Source organism: Noviherbaspirillum malthae, assembly GCF_015352985.1.
Lineage (GTDB): Bacteria > Pseudomonadota > Gammaproteobacteria > Burkholderiales > Burkholderiaceae_D > Noviherbaspirillum > Noviherbaspirillum malthae.
In genome coordinates, this window is record NZ_JACYXF010000037.1 from 20680 (window position 1) to 46277 (window position 25598).

General features: G+C 62.0%; 19 protein-coding genes. 8 read left to right on the top strand and 11 right to left on the bottom strand.

What is annotated here, in order from left to right; genetic code table 11:
* Positions 1-46: 46 nt before the first annotated feature.
* From IGW03_RS25800 to IGW03_RS25815, 4 genes are all read right to left on the bottom strand, one after another.
* Entirely contained in the window at positions 47-3154 is a 3108-nt protein-coding gene (locus IGW03_RS25800) for an endonuclease (RefSeq protein WP_194725407.1), read from the bottom strand.
* A gap of 273 nt (positions 3155-3427) precedes the next feature.
* Positions 3428-4738 carry an MgtC/SapB family protein gene (locus tag IGW03_RS25805; RefSeq protein ID WP_194725408.1) on the bottom strand — a complete coding sequence of 437 codons (1311 nt, stop codon included), beginning with the start codon at positions 4736-4738 and terminating at the stop codon, positions 3428-3430.
* A gap of 112 nt (positions 4739-4850) precedes the next feature.
* A complete protein-coding gene (locus tag IGW03_RS25810; protein ID WP_194725409.1) occupies positions 4851-5336 on the bottom strand; it encodes a DUF421 domain-containing protein in 486 nt (161 codons plus the stop codon).
* A gap of 150 nt (positions 5337-5486) precedes the next feature.
* Positions 5487-6674 (bottom strand): acyl-CoA dehydrogenase, encoded by a 1188-nt coding sequence (locus IGW03_RS25815; protein ID WP_194725410.1) that lies wholly within the window; start codon positions 6672-6674, stop codon positions 5487-5489.
* A gap of 158 nt (positions 6675-6832) precedes the next feature.
* On the opposite strand from IGW03_RS25815, the gene IGW03_RS25820 reads away from it, so the two are divergent.
* Positions 6833-7756 (top strand): LysR family transcriptional regulator, encoded by a 924-nt coding sequence (locus IGW03_RS25820; RefSeq protein ID WP_194725411.1) that lies wholly within the window; start codon positions 6833-6835, stop codon positions 7754-7756.
* 66 nt (positions 7757-7822) lie between these two features.
* On the opposite strand, the gene IGW03_RS25825 is transcribed toward IGW03_RS25820, so the two are convergent.
* The gene (locus IGW03_RS25825; protein ID WP_194725412.1) at positions 7823-8803 is read right to left on the bottom strand and encodes a tripartite tricarboxylate transporter substrate binding protein BugE; all 981 of its coding nucleotides are present in this window, start codon (positions 8801-8803) and stop codon (positions 7823-7825) included.
* Positions 8804-9144: 341 nt separating this feature from the next.
* On the opposite strand from IGW03_RS25825, the gene IGW03_RS25830 reads away from it, so the two are divergent.
* The 4 genes from IGW03_RS25830 to IGW03_RS25845 all read left to right on the top strand — a co-directional run bounded on the left by IGW03_RS25830 (position 9145) and on the right by IGW03_RS25845 (position 14932).
* A complete protein-coding gene (locus IGW03_RS25830; RefSeq protein ID WP_194725413.1) occupies positions 9145-10980 on the top strand; it encodes a sensor histidine kinase in 1836 nt (611 codons plus the stop codon).
* Positions 10967-12292, top strand: coding sequence for a sigma-54-dependent transcriptional regulator (locus IGW03_RS25835; RefSeq protein WP_228536089.1), 1326 nt, complete (start codon positions 10967-10969; stop codon positions 12290-12292). The genes IGW03_RS25830 and IGW03_RS25835 overlap by 14 nt, the downstream gene beginning before the upstream one ends.
* 257 nt (positions 12293-12549) lie before the next feature.
* Positions 12550-13581 carry an RNA methyltransferase gene (locus tag IGW03_RS25840; RefSeq protein WP_194725430.1) on the top strand — a complete coding sequence of 344 codons (1032 nt, stop codon included), beginning with the start codon at positions 12550-12552 and terminating at the stop codon, positions 13579-13581.
* A gap of 232 nt (positions 13582-13813) precedes the next feature.
* Positions 13814-14932: an SMP-30/gluconolactonase/LRE family protein gene (locus IGW03_RS25845; protein ID WP_194725414.1), complete on the top strand. Its 1119-nt coding sequence runs from the start codon at positions 13814-13816 to the stop codon at positions 14930-14932.
* Between the two features lie 82 nt (positions 14933-15014).
* Here the strand turns inward: IGW03_RS25845 and IGW03_RS25850 are convergent, their stop codons facing one another.
* Entirely contained in the window at positions 15015-15443 is a 429-nt protein-coding gene (locus IGW03_RS25850; protein ID WP_194725415.1) for a DUF1810 domain-containing protein, read from the bottom strand.
* Positions 15444-15518: 75 nt separating this feature from the next.
* Positions 15519-15998, bottom strand: a complete 480-nt coding sequence (locus IGW03_RS25855; protein ID WP_194725416.1) for a c-type cytochrome — start codon at positions 15996-15998, stop codon at positions 15519-15521.
* Positions 15999-16231: 233 nt separating this feature from the next.
* On the opposite strand from IGW03_RS25855, the gene IGW03_RS25860 reads away from it, so the two are divergent.
* Positions 16232-16861, top strand: a complete 630-nt coding sequence (locus IGW03_RS25860) for an exopolysaccharide biosynthesis protein (RefSeq protein ID WP_194725417.1) — start codon at positions 16232-16234, stop codon at positions 16859-16861.
* 13 nt (positions 16862-16874) lie between these two features.
* Here the strand turns inward: IGW03_RS25860 and IGW03_RS25865 are convergent, their stop codons facing one another.
* Positions 16875-17927: a heme-dependent oxidative N-demethylase family protein gene (locus IGW03_RS25865; RefSeq protein WP_194725418.1), complete on the bottom strand. Its 1053-nt coding sequence runs from the start codon at positions 17925-17927 to the stop codon at positions 16875-16877.
* 115 nt (positions 17928-18042) lie between these two features.
* Between IGW03_RS25865 and IGW03_RS25870 the strand changes: the two genes are divergently transcribed.
* A complete protein-coding gene (locus IGW03_RS25870) occupies positions 18043-19689 on the top strand; it encodes a glycine betaine ABC transporter substrate-binding protein (protein ID WP_228536090.1) in 1647 nt (548 codons plus the stop codon).
* Here IGW03_RS25870 and IGW03_RS25875 read toward each other — a convergent pair.
* The 3 genes from IGW03_RS25875 to IGW03_RS25885 all read right to left on the bottom strand — a co-directional run bounded on the left by IGW03_RS25875 (position 19650) and on the right by IGW03_RS25885 (position 23466).
* Entirely contained in the window at positions 19650-21419 is a 1770-nt protein-coding gene (locus tag IGW03_RS25875; protein ID WP_194725419.1) for a phosphoethanolamine transferase, read from the bottom strand. The two genes, IGW03_RS25870 and IGW03_RS25875, sit on opposite strands and share 40 nt — an antisense overlap.
* A gap of 30 nt (positions 21420-21449) precedes the next feature.
* Complete coding sequence (locus IGW03_RS25880) at positions 21450-21683, bottom strand: hypothetical protein (RefSeq protein ID WP_194725420.1); 234 nt, start codon at positions 21681-21683, stop codon at positions 21450-21452.
* Positions 21684-22005: 322 nt separating this feature from the next.
* Positions 22006-23466, bottom strand: coding sequence for a tyrosinase family protein (locus IGW03_RS25885; protein WP_194725421.1), 1461 nt, complete (start codon positions 23464-23466; stop codon positions 22006-22008).
* A gap of 420 nt (positions 23467-23886) precedes the next feature.
* On the opposite strand from IGW03_RS25885, the gene IGW03_RS25890 reads away from it, so the two are divergent.
* A complete protein-coding gene (locus IGW03_RS25890; RefSeq protein ID WP_194725422.1) occupies positions 23887-25344 on the top strand; it encodes a hypothetical protein in 1458 nt (485 codons plus the stop codon).
* Positions 25345-25598 lie beyond the last annotated feature (254 nt).

Sequence of the window (25598 nt, forward strand, 5' to 3'; positions counted from 1 at the left end):
GCAGATCCTGATATCTATGGCCTTTCAGGCCCTGTAACGGTTCGATTCAACGCGCCATGAGCGGATCGTGCGACTGAAGCGAACGGGAGTGCCGGGGTGCCGATGCCGGCTGGAGAAGACGGGACGCCGCACCATCGTCTTCGACGTATCGTTTCACGTGGTAGGGCCGGACAAACCTGATCGGCGTACCGTTGATGCCGGCCAGCGCGCCCGACCAGGCCGTCCCATACAGCCTTGCCAGATCCGCCTTGTCCGCTTCGGTGAACATGCTGGCTTCACCGTAGTTCATGATCGTGAACTGCGAATCGCTGCCGAACTCCAACGAAGGCCAGGCCGTTTCGGTAATGTTGGCGAACCAGTGCCGAAGCCCGAAGATATGGCCTGTTTCATGAATCAGTGTTTCGATCTGCTCGCTACGGTCCAGTTCGAACAGCGAGGGGTAGATCACGAATTCGTGACGGCCTTCGTCCGGGAAAAAGGCGCTCGCGGCGACGCACCCGCCGATATCGCAATCCTTTTCGCTGCGCACGGAGATCTCGAAATCCCAGGCATCGTCCTGCTCGGAGAATCTGATCGGCGCCGCGTCGCCCCAGGCGGCGAGAGCTTCGCCGAATAGCTGGCGAACGAATGACTTCAATTGATCGGGCCGGGCAAATTTCAGCAGCGACCTTTCCTGAAAGCGCCAGCGCAGCGTCTGTCCCTGTTCCCACAAGGGAACGATGCCCTCGGTCTGGTGGAGACGGTGCTCCAGAAGCGATCTGTTTTCCGGCAGCGCATAACCGCGCGGTTCGGTATCGCACACGATATGCGCCCCCTTGCCGAACACATGGATATGCGTATCCCTGGCTTTCAGCGCCGACTTGTCTGCGCGTTTCTGCAGCATGCAAGGCACGTCGTTGCCCTCGGCGTGCCGGAAGCCTGATGGCTGGCGAAACGCATCGGGCGCGTGCAGCCCGCTTTCAAATGCAAGCTTGCTCACCCATTCCGGATGATCGATGAAAGGATTGCGGTTGCCTTGCACCTCGAAGATGGCCTGATTGCGATGCCGCTCGTACTCCGAGACCGGGTCGCCTTCATGCCATTTCTTCAGAATCGTCAGGCGCTGCGGCGTCATCTGGCTGATGTCGAGGTCGATGGTGCCGGGATAGCGCAGCAGGAAATACATGGTGGCCCGGGCCACCGCGCCCTTGCCGGAAATCGGCTCGAACCGGTCTTCCTCGCGCCGGCCGCATTGCTCCATCGTGGCTTCCGTATCGGGAAAGTCGAAATAGGCATGGTTTCCGCGGAAGGAATTGCATCGGGATTCGCAGGCGAACAGGTGATGCAGGTCGCCCCGCATCGGCTCGCGCTTGCTGAACCATGATTGGGGAACGGTATGCTCACAGTTGTATGGCGCGCCGGCTTCGAGCATCTGCTCGACCATGGCTTCCGACATGTTCGAGGCCGCTTCATTGCTGCGCAGCGAAGCACGCATTGCCTCCCGGCGCGCTTCGATGGCGAAGGCTTCGTCGATGAACTCTCTCGCATCGAAGACCTTGCCGCTATAGATGCTCTTGATGGCCAGCCTGCGTCCTTCCTTGTGCAGATCAATCCATGGATAAAGCAGTCTGGCCGGTGCATAACGGGGGCGCGTGCGATGCGTCGTTTCGAGCAGCTCCGACAGTGCGGCAAAATTGGCACGCCGATCATTGGACAAATCCACCGCAGCATAATAGGCATTCGCATCCGTTTCGGCTTGCCGCTTGTCGTAATAAGGCCGCGTGCGGCTTCGCGCCAGTTCCCGCAAGACCTCATCGCGCTCGCGGGACAATGAGGCAGGCAATGGCGAAAGCGGTGCGGCCGCGTCTGGCTCGCCTGCTGTCTGCATGTCATCTGAAGCGGGAACGCTATCATGCCGACGAGCGGTATCGCGCGCCCGTGTGCCGCCGCTTCCATCATCATGAAGGATGCCCGTCGGAGTAGCCTCGCCGATGGAAATGCCTACCTTCAGCGGCAGGGTGAATTCAAGGTGGCCTGGCATGTCTCCTCCGATGAGTATCTGATGTTTGGAATGCCCGGCATCGATAGTTCGGCGATGGGCAGCCGCCGCCAGGGCGATGTAGTCCGGACGGTTTGCTTCCAGCACGGCATCCAACGCGCGCGCCTGCTCGCCGTGCGCAGCCTTGCGCCGTTCGGCCAGCAGACGGACCAGGGCCGTTACCCTGATGCCTTCGTTTCCCACCCATTTCACGCGCGTGTCGTCGTCTCCCGCATAGGGGATGCCGTCGAGGTCCAGGACATTGCCGTCAGCATCCATGGCGGACACCGCCTGGTGATGGAGCGCGATGACTTCCCACAGGCGGCTCATCGCCGGCGCGCCGGACGAACCCGGCATGGTGTCGGCTTCATAGTGCGCATACATCTTCGGGTCGCGCTGCCCCGCGAGTTCGGGCAGCGCCAGCAGCCTGTTGTCGCGGACCACCCATTGCATGGGTTCTCCGCTCGGATGCTGGATGATATTGACCGGGTCCCCGACTTCTATCTTGCCTTCGACACCGACCAACGGCAGCCATCCGAAATCGGTGATGTCAAAGGAACCGGAGATGCGCTCGCCGACGCTGACGAAGGTACAGTCATGGTCGCGGTCGGTTTCGAAAAGGATGCCGGGGTTGAGCCGAAATACCGTGGTCGGCATGGCTCTGCCGTAGGGGTCGTTGCGGTAGTCGAACGTGATCGTTGCCGACTGCGCGTCTTCCTTCGACATCAGGACGTGGTTGTTCGTGACCAGCACGCCGGGCGCCACGAGAAAGCCGGTGCCGCGCAGGAGAATGCGGCCGATACTGTCCTTCACGTCGATCAGGCAAACCGCCCGGCCGACGGTCAGGCCGATCTCTAGAAATGCGCCGGGTTCGAAGTCGGATCGCCCGATGACGCGTTCCAGGCCGCGCGTGCCGAGCCATTCACTCAGCCGCATCGCCTTGGCGGCGCCGGTTTCGGCAGCAACCGTCGGCGCCATGGCCAGGGCGCGCCGGGCGGCCGCTATCTGCCTGGAGGCCGTGTCGGGACTCTCGCCGCGATTGAGCATGGCCAGGGTGCGTTCATGCTCCTTGTGCACCGACCGCCATCTCGCTGCGGCGCCGCGCCAGTCTCCGCGTCCCAGATAGTCCACAAGCATATTCGCCTCCTGCCACTGCAGTTCTGCGCACCCGCTCCAGGTTAAAGGACGGCCTGCAGACGGAACACGACACCGATCGGACCGAAGTCACTGCCCTGCATGCCGACGACGATTTGTCGGAGTCCCGGATGACATGAAGGCGCAACCAATAGTTACAAAATACTCAATGGAGGCGCAAGATACAGGCGGCACTTCGGGGAAGCTTGATCTAGGTCTAAGCGGCAGGTGTTGAGTAGTTGGGTAGTTGACTACAACATCGATATGAAATTTCGATCATCCAGACACGAGCATGCGTCCGAGCCAGAACCATGCGCCGCCGGCGGCAAAGATTGCGGCGGTAGCGGCCGCCACCTGAAGACGGGCGGGGCCGGCGCCCAGCACGACAACCATTCCGCATTTGACCGCGGTATTGGCGAGCGCCGCGAGGACGATGGCAGTTACCGCCTGGGCGGGCTCGATCGCCTTGTTCGCATCATTTGCAATGGACAGGGTGATGGCATCCACATCGACCGATCCGGCCAGAGCCGATACGAGATACACGCCGAGGCCCGGCGCATTTTCCTCGGCCATCTTCACCGCTAGCAGCACGATGGCGAATACCGCGCCAAATTGAATCGCGGAGCCGAGGCTGAACGGATTCTGCAACGGCATGCCGGATGCGCCGGCGCCGGCTTCTTCACTGTCCGGCTTGCGATGCGCCGTGCCTTTCAACCCTGCGTAGTAGTGCCAGCCGGCGAATGCTGCGGTCACGCCGCCCATGGCCGCAAAGGGAATCCACATCGTTTTGAGCAGGGCCGGATTCATGAATGCGACCAGCACCGTGGTACGCACGAACATCACCAGCCAGGCAAGGAGAATGCCGGCGGAAACCGCATGGCCGTCGGCCTGCGCCGGTTCGTGGCGGCTGGAGCGCGCAAAGTTGAGCGTGGTTGCGGTGGAGGACACCAGGCCGCCGGCCAGCCCGGTGACCGCGGTGCCCTGCGCCTTTCCCAGCATGCGGGTGGCCACGTAGCCGATCAGCGACAAGCCGGCGATCAGGATCACCAGCAGCCAGAGCTTGTACGGATTGATCGCTCCCCAGGGATCGATCGCCTCGTCGGGCAGCAGGGGCAGGATGATGAAGGAAGCGATCAGCAGCTTGATGCCGGCGAAGATGTCGTCGGTTCCGATGCGGCTCACCAGTCCGTGCAAGGGCTGCTTGAACGCCAGCACCGCCGAAGTCACCACCGCCAGCGCCACCGCAAGCGATGGATAGCCGATCACGACCATCGCGCCCAGCAGGCAGACGGCGATGGCGGCGATTTCGCTGGTCAGGCCGATGGCATCGTCCTGCGCCCGGTTCTGGAGGACGTAGCCGGCGATGATGATTGCGCTCACCGCCAGCAGGGTGGCAACGAAGATCCACACCGCATTGAGCTCAAGCGCCACCCAGGCCGATGCCGCACCAACCAGCGCCAGCAGGATATAGGTGCGTATGCCGGCGGTATGCCCGGGCTCGGCATCCTTTTTCTTCTCGCGGTCGATGCCGACCAGGGCGCCGATCAACAGGGCGATCAGGAAATTTTGCGCGACTTCGAGGGTCATTCAGACGTGTCCCGGGATGGTGTCAGCTGTGTCCTTCCTGTTTAACACAGCGGACAAACTCCATTGCGACGTTCGTCAATGGCAGGCAATACGCCGCGGTCCGGCATCGACATCAGGAGCCGCTGGCCTGAGGATCCGGCTTCTTCTGAAGAATGCAGATGCTGCCGTCCGACTCGAGGAAAATGTACTGCACGTCCTTGAGCGAACAGTCGGCTTCATGCAGCGCCTGCTGGATGTCGCCTTCGGTGACGCGCGCCGAGCGCCTTGCATCGTGAAAGATCTGCCCGTCGCGTCCCAGCAGTACGGGCGTGCCGTCCACCATCCTGGCCAGCTTGCCGCTGCGGGCGGTTGCCTCCGCCACCAAGGCGTTCAGGGCGATGAGGGTGGCGGCGACGATCAGTCCGCCCGATATGGATTCGTCGGATCCCGACAGGGAATTGGAAACCGATTCGCTGAGCAGCATGACCACCAGCAGATCGAAGGGACGGAACTGGCCAACCGTCCGCCTTCCGGAAATGCGTACCATCAGCAGCAGCACGCAGTAGATGATGGCGCCCCTGACGATGAATTCCCACCAGGGCAGTTGCATGTCGAACATAAACACCTCCGATGCAGGTCGACGATGTTGACGGCTTGCCTGTTCGACCGCAGGTGTCCGGAGGAAGTGTCTGGGATTGCGAAGCAACAAACCCGGCACGCGCCAGTAAACACATCTGGCGCACGCCGGGTTGAAGCCGCTGCGGGATACTTAGTTGGAGAACGCAGGAATGCCGGTGATCGCGCGCCCCAGGATCAGGGCGTGCACGTCATGCGTACCTTCATAGGTATTGACGACTTCGAGGTTGACCATGTGGCGGATCACGCCGAATTCGTCGGAAATGCCGTTGCCGCCCAGCATGTCACGCGCCATGCGCGCCACGTCCAGCGCCTTGCCGCAGGAATTGCGCTTCATCATCGACGTGATTTCCACCGCCGCCGTGCCGGCATCCTTCATCCGGCCCAGCTGCAGGCAGCCCTGCAGGCCGAGGGTGATATCGGTGAGCATGTCGGCCAGCTTCTTCTGGATCAGCTGGTTGGCGGCCAGCGGCCGGCCGAACTGCTTGCGGTCCAGCACATACTGGCGCGCCGTCTCGTAGCAGAATTCCGCGGCGCCCAGCGCGCCCCAGGCGATGCCGTAGCGGGCGGAATTGAGGCAGGTGAACGGGCCCTTGAGTCCGCTGACCGTTGGCAGCATGTTTTCCTCGGGCACGAACACGCCGTCCATGACGATTTCGCCCGTGATCGAGGAGCGCAAGCCCATCTTGCCGTGGATGGCAGGCGCGCTCAGGCCCTTCCAACCTTTTTCCAGGATGAAGCCGCGGATCTGCTCGTCATCCGTCTTGGCCCAGACCACGAACACGTCGGCGATCGGGCTGTTGGTGATCCACATCTTGGCGCCGGAAAGCAGGTAGCCGCCGTCGGTGGTGCGCGCTCGCGTCACCATCGAACCCGGATCGGAGCCGTGGTTGGGTTCGGTCAGGCCGAAGCAGCCAACCCATTCGCCGCTGGCCAGCTTGGGCAGGTATGTCCGTTTCTGTTCTTCGCTGCCGAATTCATTGATCGGCACCATGACCAGCGAAGACTGCACGCTCATCATTGAGCGGTAGCCGGAATCGACGCGCTCGACTTCGCGCGCAATCAGGCCGTAGGACACATAGTTGAGGCCAGCGCCGCCGTACTCTTCGGGAATGGTGGGGCCGAGCAGGCCGAGTTCGCCCATTTCGTTGAAGATGGCGCGGTCGGTCTTTTCATGGCGGAAAGCTTCCAGCACGCGCGGCATCAGCTTGCCTTGGCAATACGCCCGGGCGCTGTCGCGCACCATGCGTTCTTCCTCGGTCAGCTGGGTATCGAGCAGCAGCGGGCTTTCCCAGTTAAAGACTTGCTTGTTTGACGCCATGACATTCCTCCATTGCACTTCGAGATTTCGGATGAGGCGCATGCAACCGCCGCCCCGGATAATGGGAAATGCTACCGGCGCAGAACGTGTCCAGCAAGCGACAAATCCGTACAATCCTGTGCGAAAATGGAACTCCGTAACACGACAAGCCTGTTCCGATGCGACGCAAGATTCCGAATACCGGCGCCCTGGTGGCATTCGAAGCCGCCGCGCGGCATGAAAGTTTCACCAAGGCGGCGGAAGACCTGGCCATGACGCAGAGCGCGGTCTGCCGGCAGATTTCCTCGCTGGAATCCTATCTCGGGTTGCCGCTGTTCCGCCGCACCCGGCGCGGCGTCAAGCTGACCGAGGCGGGTCTTGCCTACAGCAGGCAGGTGTCCGCGCGGCTGGAAGCGGTCGAACAGGACACCCTGAGCATCATGGCGCACCAGGGACGAAGCGCCACGCTGGAACTCGCGGTGGTGCCCACCTTCGCCACCCAGTGGCTGATGCCTCGCCTGGCCAGTTTCATCGCCGGGCACGCCGATATCACGGTCAACCTTACCACCCGCACGCGCGCCTTCCTGTTCGCGGACACGCAGTTCGATGCCGCGATCTACTTCGGCGACGCGCACTGGCCCGGCACCGAGGCGCATTACCTGATGCGGGAAAACGTGGTGCCGGTCTGCAGCCCGCGCCTGATGCAGACGCTGTCGAAGTCGGGCAAGCCGGTGTCTCCTGACGCCATTGCGACATTGCCGCTGCTACAGCAGGGCACCCGTCCCTACGCATGGCGGCACTGGTTCGAGTCGGCCGGCGTCCAGGCGGCGAATGATTTGGCGGGACCGCGCTATGAACTGTTTTCGATGCTGGCGCAGGCGGCCAGGCACGATATCGGCGTGGCGCTGATTCCGCCGATGATGATCGAGGACGAACTGGCCAGCGGACGCCTCGTGGTGGCCTGCACGCACACCTATGCCAGCAGCAATGCCTATTACTTCATGGTCCCGGAGCAGAAGGCCGGCATGCCTGCCCTGCAGTCATTTTCCGAATGGCTGAACGACCAGGCTGTACAGTATCGCGCCGCGGCCGGGACGGATTGACCCGCTCCGGGCACGGATATCACGCCGGCATGAGCGCATGCCGGCGCTTCAGCTTCATCAGCCTTCTCAGCTTTCGTTGAGCTTGATGCCCTGCTTCTTCACCAGGCTTTTCATCTTTTCCAGCTCCGTTTTGATTTCCGCGGCATGTTCGGCCGGCGTATTGCCGACCGGCTCCGCGCCGCTCGCCTTCAGGCGTTCGCGCACCTCCGGAATGGCCAGCACCTTGACCACCGCAGCGTGCAGCTTCCTGATGACCTCATCCGGCGTTTTCGGCGGCGCAACCAATCCGTACCAGGCCGGGTCGTTGACCTGCGGCAGACCGAGTTCCGCGAAGGTCGGCACATTGGGCAGCGCATCGACGCGCTTGTGCCACGATACGGCGAGCGGCTTCAGCTTTCCGCCATTGATATGCGACAGCGACGACGGCAGGTTGTCGAACATCATGTCGACCTGGCCGCCCAGGAGATCGTTCAGCGCGGGGCCGGCTCCGCGATACGGGACATGAAGGATGAAAGTGCCGGTGGAGACCTTGAACTGTTCGCCCAGCATGTGCTGGATCGTGCAGGTACCCGAGGTTGCGTAGGTCAGCTTTCCGGGATTGCGCTTGAGCTGCTCAAGCAATTGCTTGACGTTTTCCGTGCCGGCCTTCTGGTTGACGGTCAATACATTCGGCGTGCGGGCAAGATTGGTCACGGGCGTGAAGCCGCTGACCGGGTCATAGCTGAGCTTGGGATTGCAGGCCGGGTTGACCGCGTGCGTGGACACGGTGGAGATCCCCAGCGTGTAGCCGTCCGGCTCGGCCTTCGAAATGGCGGTCGCGCCGATGCTGCCCCCGCCGCCGCCCCGGTTTTCCACGACGACCGCCTGTCCCAGCTCCTTGCCCATCCTGTCGGCCACGATACGGGCGACGATGTCGGTCGTGCCGCCTGGGGCAAAGGGCACGATGAGCGTGATCGGTTTTTTCGGATAGGTATCGGTCTGTGCGTTTGCGTGGGCGGCCATGACAAGGCCCGAAGCGGCAAGCAGCGCGAGGCGTTTCAGTCTCATTTTCTCTCCTAATGTGGATGCAGCGGGCGTTTATAAGGGTGTAAACGGCATGTGCCCGACATTGCGGACTTTCCTTTTGCATGCGCCATGCCAGCTACACGAAGAATGCAAGTCCTTGATTTCATGAGCTATTGGAAGGTGAACATGCGTTCGCGGCCGCATGCGTGTGCGGTTCTTCGGACAAGCAGCCCGGGAGCCGTCCGAAAAACCGCATGACTGGACCGCAGGAAAACCCCGACTTCGCCGGCACGGACGGAAATCGATGCGAAGGCGTGCGAACACGAAGAAAAATCGGCTAGTATTTGAAGCCCTACCGCCAACCGCGCCGCATCGGACCAGCCATGAAGTTCGCCAAACAGAAAGTGCTGCTTGCGCTCGTCGCCGTTGCCGCGATAGCCGCCGGCATGCTGATCTGGACCGTCTATCTGGCGGCCAAGGCGCGAGCGACCGATGATGCCCATGCGCAGGCAGAGCGGCAGCTGCACATGATTGCGATCGATCTTGAATCGCTGCTTGAACGCCACGAGACCCTGCCCTTCACGCTCAGCTTTCTTCCGGGCGTCATCAAGACTCTGCAGCAGCCGGCCTCCGACACCGCAGCCAGCCTGAATGCGACGCTGGAGACGATACAGCGCCAGGCCAAGGTCAGCGCCATCTACCTGATGGATGCCAACGGCGATACGCTGGCCGCCAGCAACTGGAACGAACCGATTACCTTCGTCGGCCGCAACTTTGCCTTCCGCCCGTATTTCCAGCATGCGTTCGCCGGCAGGTCCGGCCATTTCTACGGCATCGGCAATGCGACCAGCGAACCGGGTTACTTCATTGCGCAGCCGGTGTATGCGACGCCGGCCGTGCGCACCGGCACGCCGCTCGGCGTCATTGCCGTCAAGATCAGCCTCTCCGATTTCGAGCAGACATGGCGCAGCAGCGAAGAGCCCATCGCGCTGGCGGACCGCAGCGGCGTCGTCTTCCTGAGCAACAGGGAAGCATGGCGCTATCGCAGCATCACGCCGCTGGACGCGGCGGCGCAAGCCGCTCTGGCCAGCACCAAGCAATATGCAGAGCAATCCATCGCCTCGATCGCCTCCCTGCCTAAGGATGCCGCTGCCGGTTTCGGTGCTTATGCGGGCAAGCAGGTCGGCCGCCTCGGCTGGCAATTGATGCTGTTTCCTTCGACGGCGCGCGTGCAGCGCACTGCCGCCTTCGCGGCAATGTCCGCGGCGCTGGCGATCGGACTTGCGGCCATTTCCCTGATGGCGATCTACCAGCGCCGGCGCCGCATCGAGGAGCGCCGTGAATCTCGCAGGGCGCTGCAGCAGGCGGCGGAAGAACTGGAGCGCAGGATCGGCCAGCGCACCGGGGAACTGCTCGAGGCAAACCGGCATCTCGAGCACAAGTTCGCCAAGCTGCAGGAAACCGAACGCCTTTTGCGCAGTACCCAGGATGAGCTAGTTCAGGCCGGCAAGCTGGCCATGCTGGGGCAGATGGCCGCCGGCGTCACGCATGAACTCAATCAGCCCCTGACTGCCATCCGCACCTTCGCCGACAATGCGGTGACTTTCCTCGGGCGCGGCCAGCCCGACAAGGCAAAGGACAACCTGGGCCATATCAGCGCCGCCAGCGCGCGCATGGGCGCCATCATCGGCCAGCTGAAGGGATTTGCTCGCAAGAGCCACGACAGCGTCTCGCGCGTCGACCTTGGCAGCGCGATCGAGGCGTCCATCATGCTTCTCAATAATGAATTCAGGCGCCATGATGTTCACCTGAGCACCGACATCGCGGAAAACATCGTCGTGGCCGGCGACATGGTGAGGACCGAACAGGTACTGATCAACCTGCTGCGCAACGCGCTCGATGCGGTGGACGGCGCAGCGCAGCGCAATATCTTCGTGGGCCTGCGCCGGGAAGGCGACGAGGCCGTCGTGCGCATCCACGATTCCGGGCCGGGCATACCGGCCGAAGTGGCCGAGCATCTGTTCGAACCGTTTTTTACTACCAAGCCGTCCGGCAAGGGTCTCGGACTGGGGCTCGCCATTTCATCCTCCATCGTGCAGGCGATGAACGGACAGCTGAGCGCGCATAACAGAAACGAAGGCGGCGCGGAATTCGTCGTGCGCCTACCGCTGCAGACATCGATATCACATCAGGACGGGAGCCGACTTGTCAGTGCTTGAAGCGATACTGGTAGAGGATGAACACTCGGTGCGCCTAGCTACCATGCAGACCCTGGAACTCGACGGCTTTCGAGTGCAGGCCTTCGAGGATGCGGAACAGGCCCTGTCCGCCATACGGCCTGGCTTTCCCGGCGTGGTGATTACCGACGTCAGGCTGCCCGGCCGCTCCGGGCTCGAACTGCTTGCCGGACTGACCGCCGCCGAACCGGACCTGCCGGTCATCGTCATGACCGGCCATGGCGACGTCGACATGGCGGTGGAAGCCATGCGCGCGGGCGCCTATGATTTCATCGAGAAGCCCTTTGCCGCGGAGCGCCTGACGGAAAGCGTGCGGCGCGCCCAGGAAAAGCGCCGGCTCGTGCTCGACAACCAGCGCCTGAGGGCTGCATGGTCGTCGCATCCCGACATGCCGGCGCTCATCGGGGAATCGGCGGCCATCGAGAAGGTGCGGACTCTGATCAGGTCGATCGGCCCGACTTCCGTCGACGTTCTCATCAATGGCCAGACCGGCACCGGCAAGGAAGTCGTCGCAAGGCAGCTGCATGCCGCCAGCGGACGCAAGGGGCCGTTCGTTGCGCTCAATTGCGGCGCGCTTCCCGAAACGGTCTTCGAGAGCGAAATCTTCGGCCATGAAGCCGGCGCCTTCACCAGCGCCCAGAAGCGCCGCATCGGCAAACTCGAGTATGCCAACGGCGGCACCGTGTTTCTCGACGAGATCGAGACCATGCCCCTGTCGCTGCAGGTAAAGCTGCTTCGCGTGCTGCAGGAAAGGAAACTGGAGCGTCTCGGCGCCAACGTGCCGATCGACATCGACTGCCGCGTCATCGCTGCCAGCAAGACGGATCTGCTGGCGCTCAGCGCGGAAGGGAAATTCCGGGAAGACCTGTATTACCGCATCGGCGTGGTCAGCATCGACCTGCCGCGGCTGGCGGAGCGGCGGGAAGACATTCCTTTGCTGCTGGCCCACTTCGTGGAGGGCGCGGTGATGCGTTTCCAGCGGCCATTACCGGCATGGACCGCCGCCGAGGTGGCGCAATGGCAGTCGCGCGACTGGCCGGGAAATGTACGAGAACTGCGCAATTTCGCCGACCGGCTGGTACTCGGCGTCATCGATCGGATGGAACGCTCGCCGCAGGCCTCCGACTCTGTCGCTCTTACCCTGCCACAACAGGTCGACGCTTACGAGCGGCTGCTGATCGTGCAGGCATTGCAGGCAAATGGCGGAAACGTCGCCTCGACGGCGCAGCATCTCGGCATACCGAAGAAGACCCTGTACGACAAACTGAAGAAACTGAACATCGGCATCTCATGATTGCATGTTTGTCGGTTTTGCCCTCTGGAATTTCTTTCATATAACCAAAACACATACCTCTTATTACGAAAATAAAGAGGACAACTATGATGCACTGCATTAAAGTAGCGCCTGTCTCCTCCAACTCTTCTTGAATTGGATTGAACCCGCAAGCCGAAAAAGCCTGCGGGTTTTTTTTCGCCTTGGAAAATGCCGTCAGAACGCGGACAATGCCCGGTTCCGGTTCGCCGCACATCAGGAAGACTTCCCGCCTCAACATGCAAATCCAGCAAATCCGAGAACGCCTGCGCGCGCTTGGCGCCAAACCGACCCATGAACAGCGCGTACTGCGCGACTGGCTGCAGGCGCGCCCTTACGACCATGGCCGCCGCCGTCCCAAGGATTTCCTGCCGCAGCCGGTGCGCGATGCCTTGCCGGAAATCGATGCCGAATTGCGCGGCATGGCGCGCCTGCTCTCCGCTCATCCTGCAGACGACGGCTCATCGCGCCTGCTGGTCGGCCTCGCCGATGACCAGACGGCGGAAAGCGTGCTGCTGCCGCGAGGCGGCCTGTGCGTCTCCAGCCAGCTGGGATGCGCGGTCGGCTGCCGGTTCTGCATGACCGGGCGCGACGGCCTGCTGCGCCAGCTGACGAGCGGCGAAATCCTTGCACAGGTGGCGCTCGCGCGGACGCAGCGCGCAGTGAAGAAGGTGGTGTTCATGGGCATGGGCGAGCCCGCGCATAACCTCGACAACGTCATGGAAGCCATCGAGCTGCTGGGCACCGAGGGCAATGTCGGGCACAAGAACCTGGTATTTTCGACCGTCGGCGATCCGCGCGTATTCGAAAGGCTGCCGCAAGGCCCGGTCAAGCCGGCGCTGGCCCTGTCGCTGCATACGACCAAACCGGAGCTGCGGCAGCACCTGCTGCCGCGCGCGCCGCGCCTGACGCCCAAGGAACTGGTCGACCTCAGCGAGGCCTACGGCCGCTCGACCGACTATCCGGTGCAGTACCAATGGACCCTGCTCGAAGGCGTCAATGACGGCGCAGACGAGCTGCACGGCATCGTGGCCCTGCTGAAGGGGAAATTCGCCGTGCTCAACATGATTCCCTACAACACCAATCCCGGCCTTCCCTTTCAGCGGCCGTCCTGGGACAAGGCGCGCGGCATTGCACGGTGGCTGCACCAGCGCGGCGTGCTGACCAAGCTGCGCGACTCGGCAGCCCAGGAAGTGGACGGCGGCTGCGGACAGCTGCGGGCGCGCGCCGAGGCACTCAAGCCTCAGGCAGTCACGCTGCGGCGCATGTGATTCCTGCGGCCTCATGCCGGCGCCTTGATAGAACCCCGTTCCGCCGCCGTTGACACCGCCGGGTGGTACCGCTACCATCGCTGCGGAAACAGAAGCGGCAAAGCCCTCTTACCACTTTACCCTGAAGCCGGTGCATCACTCATCAAGCCGCGCCGGCTTCAGCGATATCGAAGACATTGCCATGTGCCATAAAAACTTCCATTCATTCGTCCGTCCAACAAGGAGACAAGGCATGACCAGCAGCTTGAACAGCAAGCGACGCAGTTTTCTCAAAGCCGCATCCGGTACCGGATTGCTGGCGCTCGGCGGCAGCGCCCTGGCGCAATCCTTCGAATTCAAGCCCAGCCAGCGCTATCCAGATCCTGCGGTGCTGATCCTCGATCCCAGCTTTGCGAAGTACCGGATCTACAGCAGCACCGTCGAACAGGTCGGCACCGGCATGCGCTGGGCGGAAGGGCCGGCGTATTTTCCGAACGCCGCGCCGGGCAAGCCGGGTTACCTGCTGCTGAGCGACATCCCGAACAACCGCCTGATGAAGTTCGATGAAGCGACCAATAAATTGTCGGTGCACAAGGAAAACGTCAATTACACCAACGGCAATGCGCGCGACCGCCAAGGCCGTCTGATCAGCTGCGAGCATTCGGTCACTCGCCGGGTCGTGCGCACGGAAAAAGACGGCAAGCTGACCGTGCTGGCCGACCGCTTCGAAGGCAAGCGCCTCAACGCGCCGAACGATGTGGTGGTCAAGTCCGACGATTCCGTCTGGTTCACCGATCCGCTGTTCGGCATCAACGGCGAATGGGAAGGCGAGCGGGCCAAGCCGGAACAGGAAACCACCAATGTCTACCGCATCGCCAAGGACGGCCGCATCACCGCCGTCATCCGCGACCTGGTCAATCCGAACGGCCTGGCTTTCTCGCCGGACGAGAAAAAACTGTATGTTGTGGAATGGAAGGGCACACCGAACCGCAGCATCTGGAGCTTTGACGTCAATGACGACGGCACGGTAGCCAACAAGACCAAGCTGATCGATGCCGACGGCCCCGGGGCGCTGGACGGCTTCCGCGTGGACCGCGACGGCAACCTGTGGTGCGGCTGGGGATTCACCGGGGCATTCGCACCGGAAGCCACCGATGTCGGCGGCGGCCTGCGCGCCCATCTGCCGCTCGGCAAGTCCGAGGAATTCGACGGCGTGAAGGTGTTCAACAAGGACGGCAAGCCGATCGGTTTCATCCGCCTGCCCGAGCGCTGCGCCAATCTCGCCTTCGGCGGACCCAAGCGCAACCGGCTCTACATGACGAGTTCGCATTCGCTGTATGCGCTGTATGTGGAGGCGCACGGCGCGGTGTGAACCCGCGGCGGCGGCGGTATGGCTTCGTTCGATTTTCCGAGGGCAGCGGCGCCAGCCGGCTTCGGATCAGCCATGCCGCCCATCATGCCGGCGGAAGCAGGGCCAGCGTATTGCGATCGGGGGTTCCGCCGAAGAACTCGGCGAGGCAAGCGTCGAACACCTCCTCCTCGCACGCCGCATGCGCGAACAAGGTGACCGAGGAATGGAATTTCATATGGTCGGGATAACCGAAGATCTCTTCCACCGACCTGCGCTTGTGATTCAAGGTCAGCCGGCAGCATTCTCTCAAGCGCGCGCCGAGCAGAGGATGCGCGAGATAGGCGCGCGCCTCGTCGATGGAACCGATCGCGTAGGTCTGCGCCATCGCACTGTGCCCGAGTCCCGCGATTTGCGGAAAGATGAACCACATCCAGTGTGATCGCTTGCGTCCCTGCCGCAGTTCCTCGAGGACATCGGCATAGACGTGCTCCTGGGCGTCGACGAATCGCTGCAGATCGTAGGTATCGCTCATGCTGTTGTCCGCTCCTTCAATGCGCAAGCCGTTCGGCAGTTGGAACGCACGGCATCGAAAAAGTTGACCTGTAATCTATCCACCCGGCTCCTGCGTAACCTTTCTCTGCAGCTCCAGCAACTCCGGCGGCCACTGGCTCTTGATGTAAGCCAGCACCGCAGTGATGTCCTCGTCGGACAGCAGGCTCCCGTAAGCCGGCATGTCGCTCTGGTAGCCTTCCGGCGCGGTTTTTCCCGGCACCAGTCCGTTCTTCACGATATCGAACAGCACCTTGTCAGGATGATGCCAGGTATGGCCCGACGCATCATGCGGCGGTGCCGGCAGCCGTCCGCTGGACAAGCGCATGCGCCAATCGGGCTGGCCTTCGAGCGCGGCGCCGTGGCAAGCAGCGCATTGCGCGGCATAGATGCTCTTTCCGCGCGCTACCAGCGTAGTGTCCGATGGGCTGATGTAAGCCGGCGCAGGGGCTCCGCGAAAGTGAATGCTGGCCGCAACGATGACGGCGAGGATAGCGACAATGGCGGTGACAGCGGTGATCGAAACTCTTCTGGTCATACGCGAAAAAGTTGGTTTGACTTAATGAAATGCATGCTTGATTTAGCCGGCTGATTGCATTGCAATTCTGCATTCTGCAGATTTGCGCCGCATGCGGCAGCATTCTGCACTTTATTTGATGCAACAGCTTTGGCTGTGTCGCGCCGATGGATACAATATGTCCCTCCGCAAGCCGCCTTCCGCCATCATTCACGGTTGCTGGCGGCTTGCCTTTCAAGGTCTCAGGAGCAAGTATGTCAGAACAGGGAGCATCTCTCAGCCAGAGGCTGGGAGCCATTATCGAGAAGCTGCCGTCCACCGGCGTGACATTGCGCCATCTGCTGGAGCTGGTCGGTCAGGACGGAATGATGATCCTGATCGCATTGCTGTCCCTGGTGTTCATCATCCCCGTTTCGATTCCCGGCGTGAGCACCGTGTTCGGCGCTGCGATTCTGCTGATTGCCGTCAGCCGTCTCTTCGGCCGCAACCTGTGGTTGCCGCAATCCTTCCGCGAACGCGAGATCTCCACCGAAAAACTGCGTCCGGTACTGCAGCGGGCATTGAAATGGCTGCACCGCCTCGAGCACATCAGCCGCTCGCAGCGCATGGCCTGGCTGGCTTCGGGCAAGTCGTGGCAATGGATGAACAACAGCGCGCTGATTCTCGGTGCGGTCCTGTTGATGGCGCCGTTCGGCATGATCCCGTTCAGCAATACCCTGCCCGCGCTGGCGCTGCTGTGCCTTGCCGTCGGCCTGCTGCAGCGTGACGGCTTGTGCATCCTGCTCGGCCATGCGGCCAATGTACTTACCATCATCTACTTCGCGCTGCTGATCGCCGGCGGCGGCATGATGCTGCGCCAGGCCTGGGAGCACTTCTCGGGTTGAAGCAGATGGCGGTTCAGCCCCGTAAATCGGGCCGGTAGCGCTCAAGGAACTGACGGAAGGCGGGCAGGCTGTCCGCTCTGTATTCGGCCATCGCAGGCGCCAGGCTGTCGTTCGCGGCCAGCAGTGCGTCCCTCGCCGGGGGATTGCTCATCAGCTCGCTCAGCTTCCAGAGGTAAGTCTTGATGCCGAAGACGACGGCGCCCGAGCGCGGCAGTCTGGTGAAGGTTTCATGTTCCGATCGCAGATAGCCGCGCTCTGCCCAGCCGTCTGCATCCGGTGCCGGCGCTTCCCCGACGACGTCGGGATGCAGGAACAGCTCTCCGTCCGGCTTCATGCCCCAGTTGCGGCGCCACGTCCGCATCCCGGGCTGCATGCGGGCGAAGAACATGTCGACCCGGGCTGCGAATTGCTCGATGTAATGTCGAACGTGGCCGTCATGAATCTCGTAAGGCGTCTTGCCGAGCCGGGCGGCGCGCTCGCTGCGCCGCCGCCGCGCTTGCCACGCGGCCAATGCCTGCGGATCACCCTGCGGCTGCGGATCGCTGAACCGGCTGCGCAATGACCATCCGTTCGGAAACAGCAGTGCGCCCGACTGCAGGGTATAAGCCATGCCTGTCTCTCGCTGCGACGGCAGCAGCAACAGCATGTCTTCGCTGGCAAGCAAAGCCACCGCCACCAGCGGGTCTGCTCCGTCCGGACCGACATCGATGGCCAGGCCGGTGAGAAGCGACAGAATCAGATCGCCGTCACGACGGAAGTACTCGGGGTACTCAGCCGGCAGATACGCCGCCACTTCGTCCCGCAGCTCAAGCTCGGCCTGCCGCACGGCCTCGCCCGCAAGGCGGTCGATGACGAACCGGAACCGGCTCGTCAGCAGACGATGGCGGTAGCGGATCTGCGCCGGATAGGTGCGGTCTACCAGCAGCCATTGCAGGCCGGGTTCCCAGGCATTGATCATCACGGTAAGCGGGACGGCGCGGAAGCGTTCCATGTCGTCACTGCGCAGGCTTTCTGCCAGTTCCTCGTTCTCTGCAAACCTGTCCGTGTAGATGCCATGCAGCGTCATGCGCTTCCCTTTCCAGTTCAGGATTCAACGAGGTTTCCGGCACGGCATTGCACAAGGCGGGTGCGGCAATCTCTTGCATAATGGAGACGCTTTCCCTATCGCAGGATAACGACGAATGCAAACCGGCAAATCTTCCTCGCCTTCCTCCACATCTTCGCTGATGCCCGCCGCACCGGGTGCGGACAGGCGCCGCCGCTCAAGCTGTCCAGGCATTTTACGTGCAGGCCTGCTGCACTCGTTCCTGGCAGCGGGCATCCCCCTGCTTTTGCTCTGCTGCAGCGCCTGGGCCGCCGATACGCTCAAGCTCGGCTCGAAACGCTTTACCGAATCCTACATCCTCGCCGAAATCGCGGCGCAGGCCGCCGCACCGCATGCGCCCACCGAACACAAGCAGGGCCTGGGCAATACGGCGATCGTGTTCGAGGCATTGAAGAGCGGCGGCATCGACATGTATCCCGAGTACACCGGCACGATCGAACGGGAAATCCTGAAACAGGATGTGCCCGTCTCCGCCGAGGACACGCGAAGAAAGCTGGCCGAATTCGGCATCGGCATCGGCGTGCCGCTCGGGTTCAACAACAGCTACGCCCTCGCCATGCGCGCTGCCGATGCCGAACGCCTCGGCATCGGCAGCCTGAGCGACCTGGCCAGGCATCCGCAATTGAGGCTTGGGCTGTCGCATGAATTCCTCGGGCGCGCCGACGGCTGGCCGGGCTTGTCGCGGCGCTATGGCTTGCATCATGGCGCACGCGGCATGGACCACGGCATTGCCTACGATGCCCTGTCGCACGGTCAGGTGGATGTCATCGACATCTATGCGACGGATGCGAAGATCGAACAACTGGGTCTGCAGGTGCTGGCCGACGACCTGCGCTATTTCCCCCGTTACGATGCAGTGCTCCTGTACCGGCTCGATGTCGAGCAGCGCTTTCCCCAGGCATGGCAGGCGATACAGGCCTTGCAAGGCCGTATCCGCGCTGAAGACATGATACGGATGAACGCGGCAGCCGAACTTGAGGGCAAAAGCTTCGCGGCCATCGCCGGCGCCTATCTTGCCGATGGCGCTTCCTCCCGGCCGGCGCCGCAAACTCGACAGACCGCTGCTGCCGGCCTGCACGGCAAGCTCTTCGACGGCAATCTCTGGCGTCTGACCCGGCAGCATGTCTTCCTGGTCGCTGCTTCGGTATGCGCGGCGGTGCTGATCGGCCTTCCGCTCGGCATCGCGGCCGCATTCGTGCCGCTGCTGCGGCATCCCATCATGGCGATCGTCGGCATGCTGCAGACGGTGCCCTCGCTGGCGCTGCTGGCCATGCTGATCCCGCTGCTCGGCACGATAGGCACGCTGCCCGCGCTCATCGCGCTCTTCCTGTATGCCTTGCTGCCCATCGTGCGCAATACCTGCATCGGCCTGCAGCAGGTACCCGACGGCTTGCGCCAGGCGGCGCTTGCGCTCGGGCTGTCGCCGCGCCAGCGCCTGCTGCATATCGATCTGCCGCTGTGCATGCCTGTCATCCTGGCCGGCGTGAAGACCGCTGCCGTGGTCAATGTCGGTACCGCCACCATTGCCGCCTTCATCGGCGCCGGCGGGTACGGCGAACGCATCGCCACCGGCCTTGCGCTGAACGACAACGGCATGCTGCTCGCCGGCGCCATTCCCGCCGCAGTGCTGGCGCTGCTCACGCAACTATTGTTCGAAGTCGGTGAACAATTTCACCGGCGCACTCATTCCTTCCGTTCGGTACGCGACTCGGCGGACAGCTGATCCGGCCTGGCGGCCCGTGCGTTCATCGACGCCATGCGTTCCGCAGGTGCAGGTGCCGGCTTGCCGCGGCAGCTCGCAAGCATGTCGAGGTCGTCGCGGTAGAGCATGTTCCTGGTTGCCATTGCGCCCTGCAGCGTGTGATACAGGTTGTCATGGCTGTAGGACTTTGCCGTTTGCCGCTTCATGCATGCGGCATCCATGCCGAAGCGCTCGCGATATCCGGTCGACATCCACAAGATGAAAGGAATCCGTTTCTGTTCCTCGGGTGCGAGCGCATAGGGGGCGCCGTGCAGCAGGATGCCGTTCTCCCCGAGGGACTCGCCATGGTCGGACACATAGATCAGCAGCGTATCGAAGCGGTCCGACAGCCGCTCGAGCAGCGCAATCTTTTCGGCCAGCATCCGGTCGGTGTAGACAATCGTGTTGTCATAGGCATTGCGCACTTCTTCCGCGCTGCAGCCTGCTGGCTCATTGGTGCGGCAGGCCGGCGCGAAAGTCGCCGATGCTTCGGGATAGCGCTTGTAATAGGCGGGACCATGACTGCCCATCTGGTGGAAGGCGATCAGCGTGTCATCCGTAACATGCGTGAGCTGCTGTTCAAGTCCAAGAAGCAGAATTTCGTCAAGGCAGGACTCCGCATTGCAAAGCGATGCGGAATCGCGCTGGCCGAATTCGATGGTCTTGATCCGCGCGCTGACGCCCTTGCTGCCGGCATTGTTGTCTCGCCATTCCACGTTGATGCCGGCCCCGGCCAAAGTATCGAGCACGTTCGCATGGCGCCGCGACTCTCCCAGGCGGAAATCTTCACGTCCCAGGTGAGAGAACATGCAGGGCAGGGAAATCGCCGTGGTCGTACCGCAGGACACGACATGGCTGAAATAGTAAAGCGGCTCGATGCGGCTCAGGCGCGGATTGGTGGGTCTTGCATAGCCTCCGAGCTGGAAGTTCGCATGCCGCGTCGTCTCGCCGACTACCAGGAACATCAGCAGCGGCTTCGCGCCTGCTGACTGTCCGGTACGGTAAGGCGCGCCGCCCGGCTCCGCCACGCGGTCGGCCGGACCGCCCGTCAAGGCTGCGACCGCAAAGCGCGTCGCGCCGTCGACTGCGGCACCGGGCACCGAAAGATAACGCAGATGAACATGGCGCTGCATGGCCTCCAGCTGCGCGGAAAACGCATGCCACGCCGGCGCAAGCAGCGCCATTCCGCAGCTCAGAAACACCGCGCGATGCCAGAGGTGTCGGCGCAGGCTCATTGCCGCCATGCTCGCCCGCCCCACCAGGAACAAAGGCAGGATGCCGAGGCCGACGGCATAGAGCAGCAGACTCGGGCTGAAGAGGCCGGCCGCTTCCCTGCGGTCGGTTTCCATCAGGCTGCGGATCATTTCCTGATCAATGGCGAGGCCGAAACTGTCGGCGCAGAAGGATGCCATCGCACAGACAGGGAACAAAACCACGACGGCTATCTTGAGCACCGCGCGTCCCGGCACCAGCAGCAGTGCGGCAGCATAGCCGAACAGCAGCGCGAGCATCAGCCACAGCAGGAAGAGCAGGTCTGCAAGCCGGCCTTGCCAGAAGAGCGCCGCCGTCTCCTGCCAGAAACGCAGATTGAAGGTGGCGAGGAAAAAGCCGGCGATGGTCAGGCAATACGTGACCGGCGACCTGAAGTGCAACAGCCCGCCGCCTTGCGGAGCGTCTTGCCTTGTGCTGCCGGAAGCCGGTGGGCGTGCCATGCGACTGTTTCTGTTTTGCCGCAGCAGTCGTTAGCCGAGAATGGTAGGGGAGCCTGTTTCCGGTACGGGGTTCTTCCCGTAGGAATGAATGAGATTAAGCACGCGCATCAATTCCTCGGGACTGCGCGGATTGAAATCGCCGAGATGGTCATTGGTGAGGGAGTACAGCTTCAGCGTGGTTCCGATTCCGCCCTGGTCGACCACATGCACTTTCGCCACATGCGCCAGGTTGATATGCCAGCCGTCGCCAATCTCGATAAACATGCTTTCTCCTCGATAAATAATGTCCGAACTGACGGATAGACATCTTGACCGGGAAACAATTCGCTTTGCATCGCAAGGCGGTGCAGAAGCTATTGCCTGAAAGCAGGCAAGCAGGTGGATAGACGGAAAACGGACAGGCGGCGCCGATACGCAACGGCGTCCCGGCGCAGGCATGTCATGCCTTCTGCTCAGGACAGTGAGCTTGCCGCACGGATTGCTGGCTGGGTGAAAAGGGGCGATGCGAAGAGCATAAGATCTGGGCCGAGCACATTTACTGTCTCGGCCCCTGCAGCGAAGGGCGATGCCGCAACCCTGACGAACTCTAGCAATAGCAGGCCGATGCGGGCTTGGGAATGAACTTGCCGTCCTGGTTCGGCTCCTCGGTGGACAGTTCGACGCGGATTTCGCCGATCGAGACCGATTGTCCGCGCTGCACCGCACGGCCGCCTACCCGCACCAGCGAGATGCTGATATCGCGCGCGTCCGGCGCCAGGTCTGCGAGCAGGCCGGTTGCGGGGAAGCTGATATTGCCGCCGCCGTGATGCTCCGCCGCCGCAATTTCGAACGGCCCGATGACGCCGAGCAGATTGCGGCGCTGCGCCGTCTCCGCATCATAGTCTTCGGGCAGGTTGGCATAGACGTTGTAGTAGAAGCCGCCATTGCGCGCCGCGCCGTTCATTTTCACGCTGTCGAACGCGACCTGCACCGACCGGTACGGCGCCGCACCCGCCGCCGCTCCTGCGCTGCGCCCCAGCGCGGACTGCAGCTGCTGGCGGGATGCAGCCTCGATCGGCACCTGCACTGTGGTCGATACATCGGCCAGCGAGATATTGCGCGCACCGCCGAGGGAGCGCTTGCCGCCGCCCAGGTCTCTCGGACCGGCCAGCGCGAAATTGCCCGCTGCCGGCCGGCGCGATCCGCGCCCGGGCTGCATCTGCACGCGCACCATGCGCGCCGCCTCCGCACGCGGCGGGAACGTCGAGGGCCGCGTCAGGTTGTCGTAGTGGTAGTTCATCCAGTTGATGTGGTAGGTGCGGTCGCGCTGCGTGGTCATGCCTATCGCGTAGGTGAACGAACCGCTCCAGTAAGGATCGGTGTACCACGGCATGTTCTTGCCGTCGGGCAGAGCCCAGGCATGCCAGAGCCGGTCGATATTGGCATGATGCAGCCAGAAGATTGGATCCATCGATGCGTCCATGCCGGCCATGAAGCCGCCGATGATGTTGTGCACCGGATTATGCGGCCCCCACTCGAGCAGCACCTCGAAGGCATTGGTCGTGCCGCGCTGGAAATTGACGATCGACGGTTCGAACGGCGCAAGCGTCAGCGCATCGTAGACGTTGGTGTTCACCCGGCTGACATACAGCGGATTGTTCGAGGAAGGATCGGTGAATTCGGCCGGGACATTCGGGTTCTTGAAATAATCCCAGTAAGGCAGCGTGAGCTGGCTGTTGCCCGACACGGTGCGCAGGCGCTGCTCGAAGTGATGTATGTAGCCTCGGTGCCAGCTGAGAAAATACGGCACGCCGTGCAGGCCCGAATTCAGGTGGATGTTGGTCCAGAAGCGCCAGCTGTTCGGATCGGCGGCATTGTTATTGGCCCGCATGAGTCTGATCGCATCGAGGAAGGATGCGTACTGCGGACTTGCCCTGAACTGCTGCCATTCGAGGCGCGTCCAGATCGTGCTCTGGGCCAGGGCCGAACGTACGGGCAATGCGGCAACCGCGATTGCGGAGAGGGCTCTTTTAACAAAACGTCTTCTGCTGATGTTCTGAGATTCCATGGCGATCCTTCATGAGTGGGCTTGCGGCCCAATGTTTATAAGGCTATCGCCACTGGAATCGTAGTGAATTTCAAAGCTTGTTTGATATAGCTAAATACGCGTTTTGGACATATCTGGCATGTCGATGGAAGCATAAATATCTGATCGATGAACTCGATTAAATGTCTTTCTTCTCGCTCTCTTTTCTTGCAAGTCAAACTTCCGATTTCTTCAACAGCACGAATGTCGCGCCTATGCTGAGCCAGATCAAGCCGCAAGCGAATACAACAGGTAAAACAGGCTCTGAGCGATCACGAAGAAAAAAGCCGGCAAGCCCCTGACTGCTCCTGCCCGCCGGACACAAGCATTCGCATCCCCCGCAAGCCGTTCGAGTACCGATCAATCATCGGACATGTCTCTACGATGAAGGAGATGGCAATCGTGACACGACATGCAACAAGGAAGCTGTGCATCATTGAAGCCAACGAAGTACCGCTCAGGGTCTGGCAAACCTATGCCGAGCGCTATCCGACATCCGCCGTCGCACGCCTTCTCATGCAGGGAAAGGTCTTTCAGACCGTGGCCGACGATGTCGAGGAAGAAGAGCTTTATCCTTCCCAGACATGGGCATCGCTCAATACCGGCCTGCCTTATGAAGAACATGGCATCCACTGGTATAACGACCCGAAACCGGATCGGCAGCGGTTCTGGTGGCATCAGGCGGCATGCCGCGGCAAGCGCGTGGGCCTGGTCAATGTGCTCCACTCTTCGCCGCTGTCCGAGTTTGCCGCGGAAGGCGATTACGCATTTCTGATTCCCGATTGCTTCGCGGCGGACAGCCATACCCTTCCGGACAGCTACAGGCATTTCCAGGAATTGAACCTGCGCTTTACGCGCAGCAGCGGAAGGGTGGCGAGCCTGAGTCCTTCCGACCTGCTGCACATGGCCGCGCGCGCGGCGGCGCATCCCGGCTGCTTCGGCGTCGATGCCTTCAGCCTGGGCGAATCGCTGCGCGCCCTGCCGGCGCTCATGCATTCCCGCGAACGCCTGCGCAACATGCAGTTTCCGCCGCTGGCCAGCATGTTCCTGCAGCTGCTGCGCAAGCATGACCCGGACATCGGCATCGTCTTCACCAATCACATTGCGGCAGCCCAGCACCGCTACTGGTATGCGCTTTTCCCGGACGACTATGCCGAGCGCCTCTACGATGACGCCTGGATCGCGCGCTACCGTGACGAAATCCTGAACGCCGTGGGGCTGATGGACCGTTACCTGGCCCGGGTAAGCGCCTATTGCGCGCAGACCAGACGCATCCTCCTGCTTGTCTCTTCAATGGGGCAATGCGCGAACCGGCAGCTGAAACAGCACGAGGTGCGCCAGGAAACCTGTTTTTACCGCATCGACGATCCCATGCGGTTTCTTGCCGCCGTCGCCGGCACGGTACCGGCAGAATGCAAGACTGCCATGGTGCCGCAATACACCTATGCCTTCGGCAATGCCGCCGCACTGGACACGGCGGCTGCGGCATTCAGGAGTTTCATTGTCGACAATCCGGCGTTCGGAGATTCATGCATCGATGTGAGCGGAAACACGCTCACTTTGACACTGGCCATCGGCGTCATGCCCGAGACGCTCAACGTGGGAGCGCGCCGGCTGAGCTTGCATCAGCTGGGGATCGGCGCCGTCGCGGTGGACGACCACCATTCCGGCCGCCACCACCCTCTTGGCATGCTGCTGGTGTGGAATGACGAGGAGGATGCGCTGTTCAACTCGAAGGATACACCGGACCGCTTTTCCTACCTCGACTATGCCAGCCGCCTGCGGTCCTACCTCGGCTTGCCGATGACGCACGCCATGGCGAATGAAACACCTTGGGTCAGGAGGAAGATTTCGGCTTGACCGTGCAGCGGATCAAGCCGGCGAGCAAGTGCAACCGGCAGCTGCATTGACTGTAGGAAAATCCTGAACGCGTGTAAAGGATTTCTGTAAGCCTTTGTTACAAAAGCATTTTTCCTGTAATCCACATTCCCTGTGGAAAACTTTGTGGGTAAGTCCATCAGGCACGGAAAAAGCCTTGAATTCATGCGGTTCCGAACAGATTGCCTATTTCTTGAGCAAAAAATAGAGTCATTGAAAATCAATGACTTAGAGAA

What these genes read in the sequence shown, in the direction of transcription:
- IGW03_RS25880 (WP_194725420.1), bottom strand. Translation starts at nt 21,683, where the DNA reads ATGTTTATCGAGATTGGCGACGGCTGGCATATCAACCTGGCGCATGTG.
- IGW03_RS25840 (WP_194725430.1), top strand. Translation starts at nt 12,550, where the DNA reads ATGCAAATCCAGCAAATCCGAGAACGCCTGCGCGCGCTTGGCGCCAAA.
- IGW03_RS25885 (WP_194725421.1), bottom strand. Translation starts at nt 23,466, where the DNA reads ATGGAATCTCAGAACATCAGCAGAAGACGTTTTGTTAAAAGAGCCCTC.
- IGW03_RS25845 (WP_194725414.1), top strand. Translation starts at nt 13,814, where the DNA reads ATGACCAGCAGCTTGAACAGCAAGCGACGCAGTTTTCTCAAAGCCGCA.
- IGW03_RS25850 (WP_194725415.1), bottom strand. Translation starts at nt 15,443, where the DNA reads ATGAGCGATACCTACGATCTGCAGCGATTCGTCGACGCCCAGGAGCAC.
- IGW03_RS25855 (WP_194725416.1), bottom strand. Translation starts at nt 15,998, where the DNA reads ATGACCAGAAGAGTTTCGATCACCGCTGTCACCGCCATTGTCGCTATC.
- IGW03_RS25805 (WP_194725408.1), bottom strand. Translation starts at nt 4,738, where the DNA reads ATGACCCTCGAAGTCGCGCAAAATTTCCTGATCGCCCTGTTGATCGGC.
- IGW03_RS25830 (WP_194725413.1), top strand. Translation starts at nt 9,145, where the DNA reads ATGAAGTTCGCCAAACAGAAAGTGCTGCTTGCGCTCGTCGCCGTTGCC.
- IGW03_RS25870 (WP_228536090.1), top strand. Translation starts at nt 18,043, where the DNA reads ATGCAAACCGGCAAATCTTCCTCGCCTTCCTCCACATCTTCGCTGATG.
- IGW03_RS25810 (WP_194725409.1), bottom strand. Translation starts at nt 5,336, where the DNA reads ATGTTCGACATGCAACTGCCCTGGTGGGAATTCATCGTCAGGGGCGCC.
- IGW03_RS25820 (WP_194725411.1), top strand. Translation starts at nt 6,833, where the DNA reads ATGCGACGCAAGATTCCGAATACCGGCGCCCTGGTGGCATTCGAAGCC.
- IGW03_RS25875 (WP_194725419.1), bottom strand. Translation starts at nt 21,419, where the DNA reads ATGGCACGCCCACCGGCTTCCGGCAGCACAAGGCAAGACGCTCCGCAA.
- IGW03_RS25815 (WP_194725410.1), bottom strand. Translation starts at nt 6,674, where the DNA reads ATGGCGTCAAACAAGCAAGTCTTTAACTGGGAAAGCCCGCTGCTGCTC.
- IGW03_RS25860 (WP_194725417.1), top strand. Translation starts at nt 16,232, where the DNA reads ATGTCAGAACAGGGAGCATCTCTCAGCCAGAGGCTGGGAGCCATTATC.
- IGW03_RS25825 (WP_194725412.1), bottom strand. Translation starts at nt 8,803, where the DNA reads ATGAGACTGAAACGCCTCGCGCTGCTTGCCGCTTCGGGCCTTGTCATG.
- IGW03_RS25865 (WP_194725418.1), bottom strand. Translation starts at nt 17,927, where the DNA reads ATGACGCTGCATGGCATCTACACGGACAGGTTTGCAGAGAACGAGGAA.
- IGW03_RS25800 (WP_194725407.1), bottom strand. Translation starts at nt 3,154, where the DNA reads ATGCTTGTGGACTATCTGGGACGCGGAGACTGGCGCGGCGCCGCAGCG.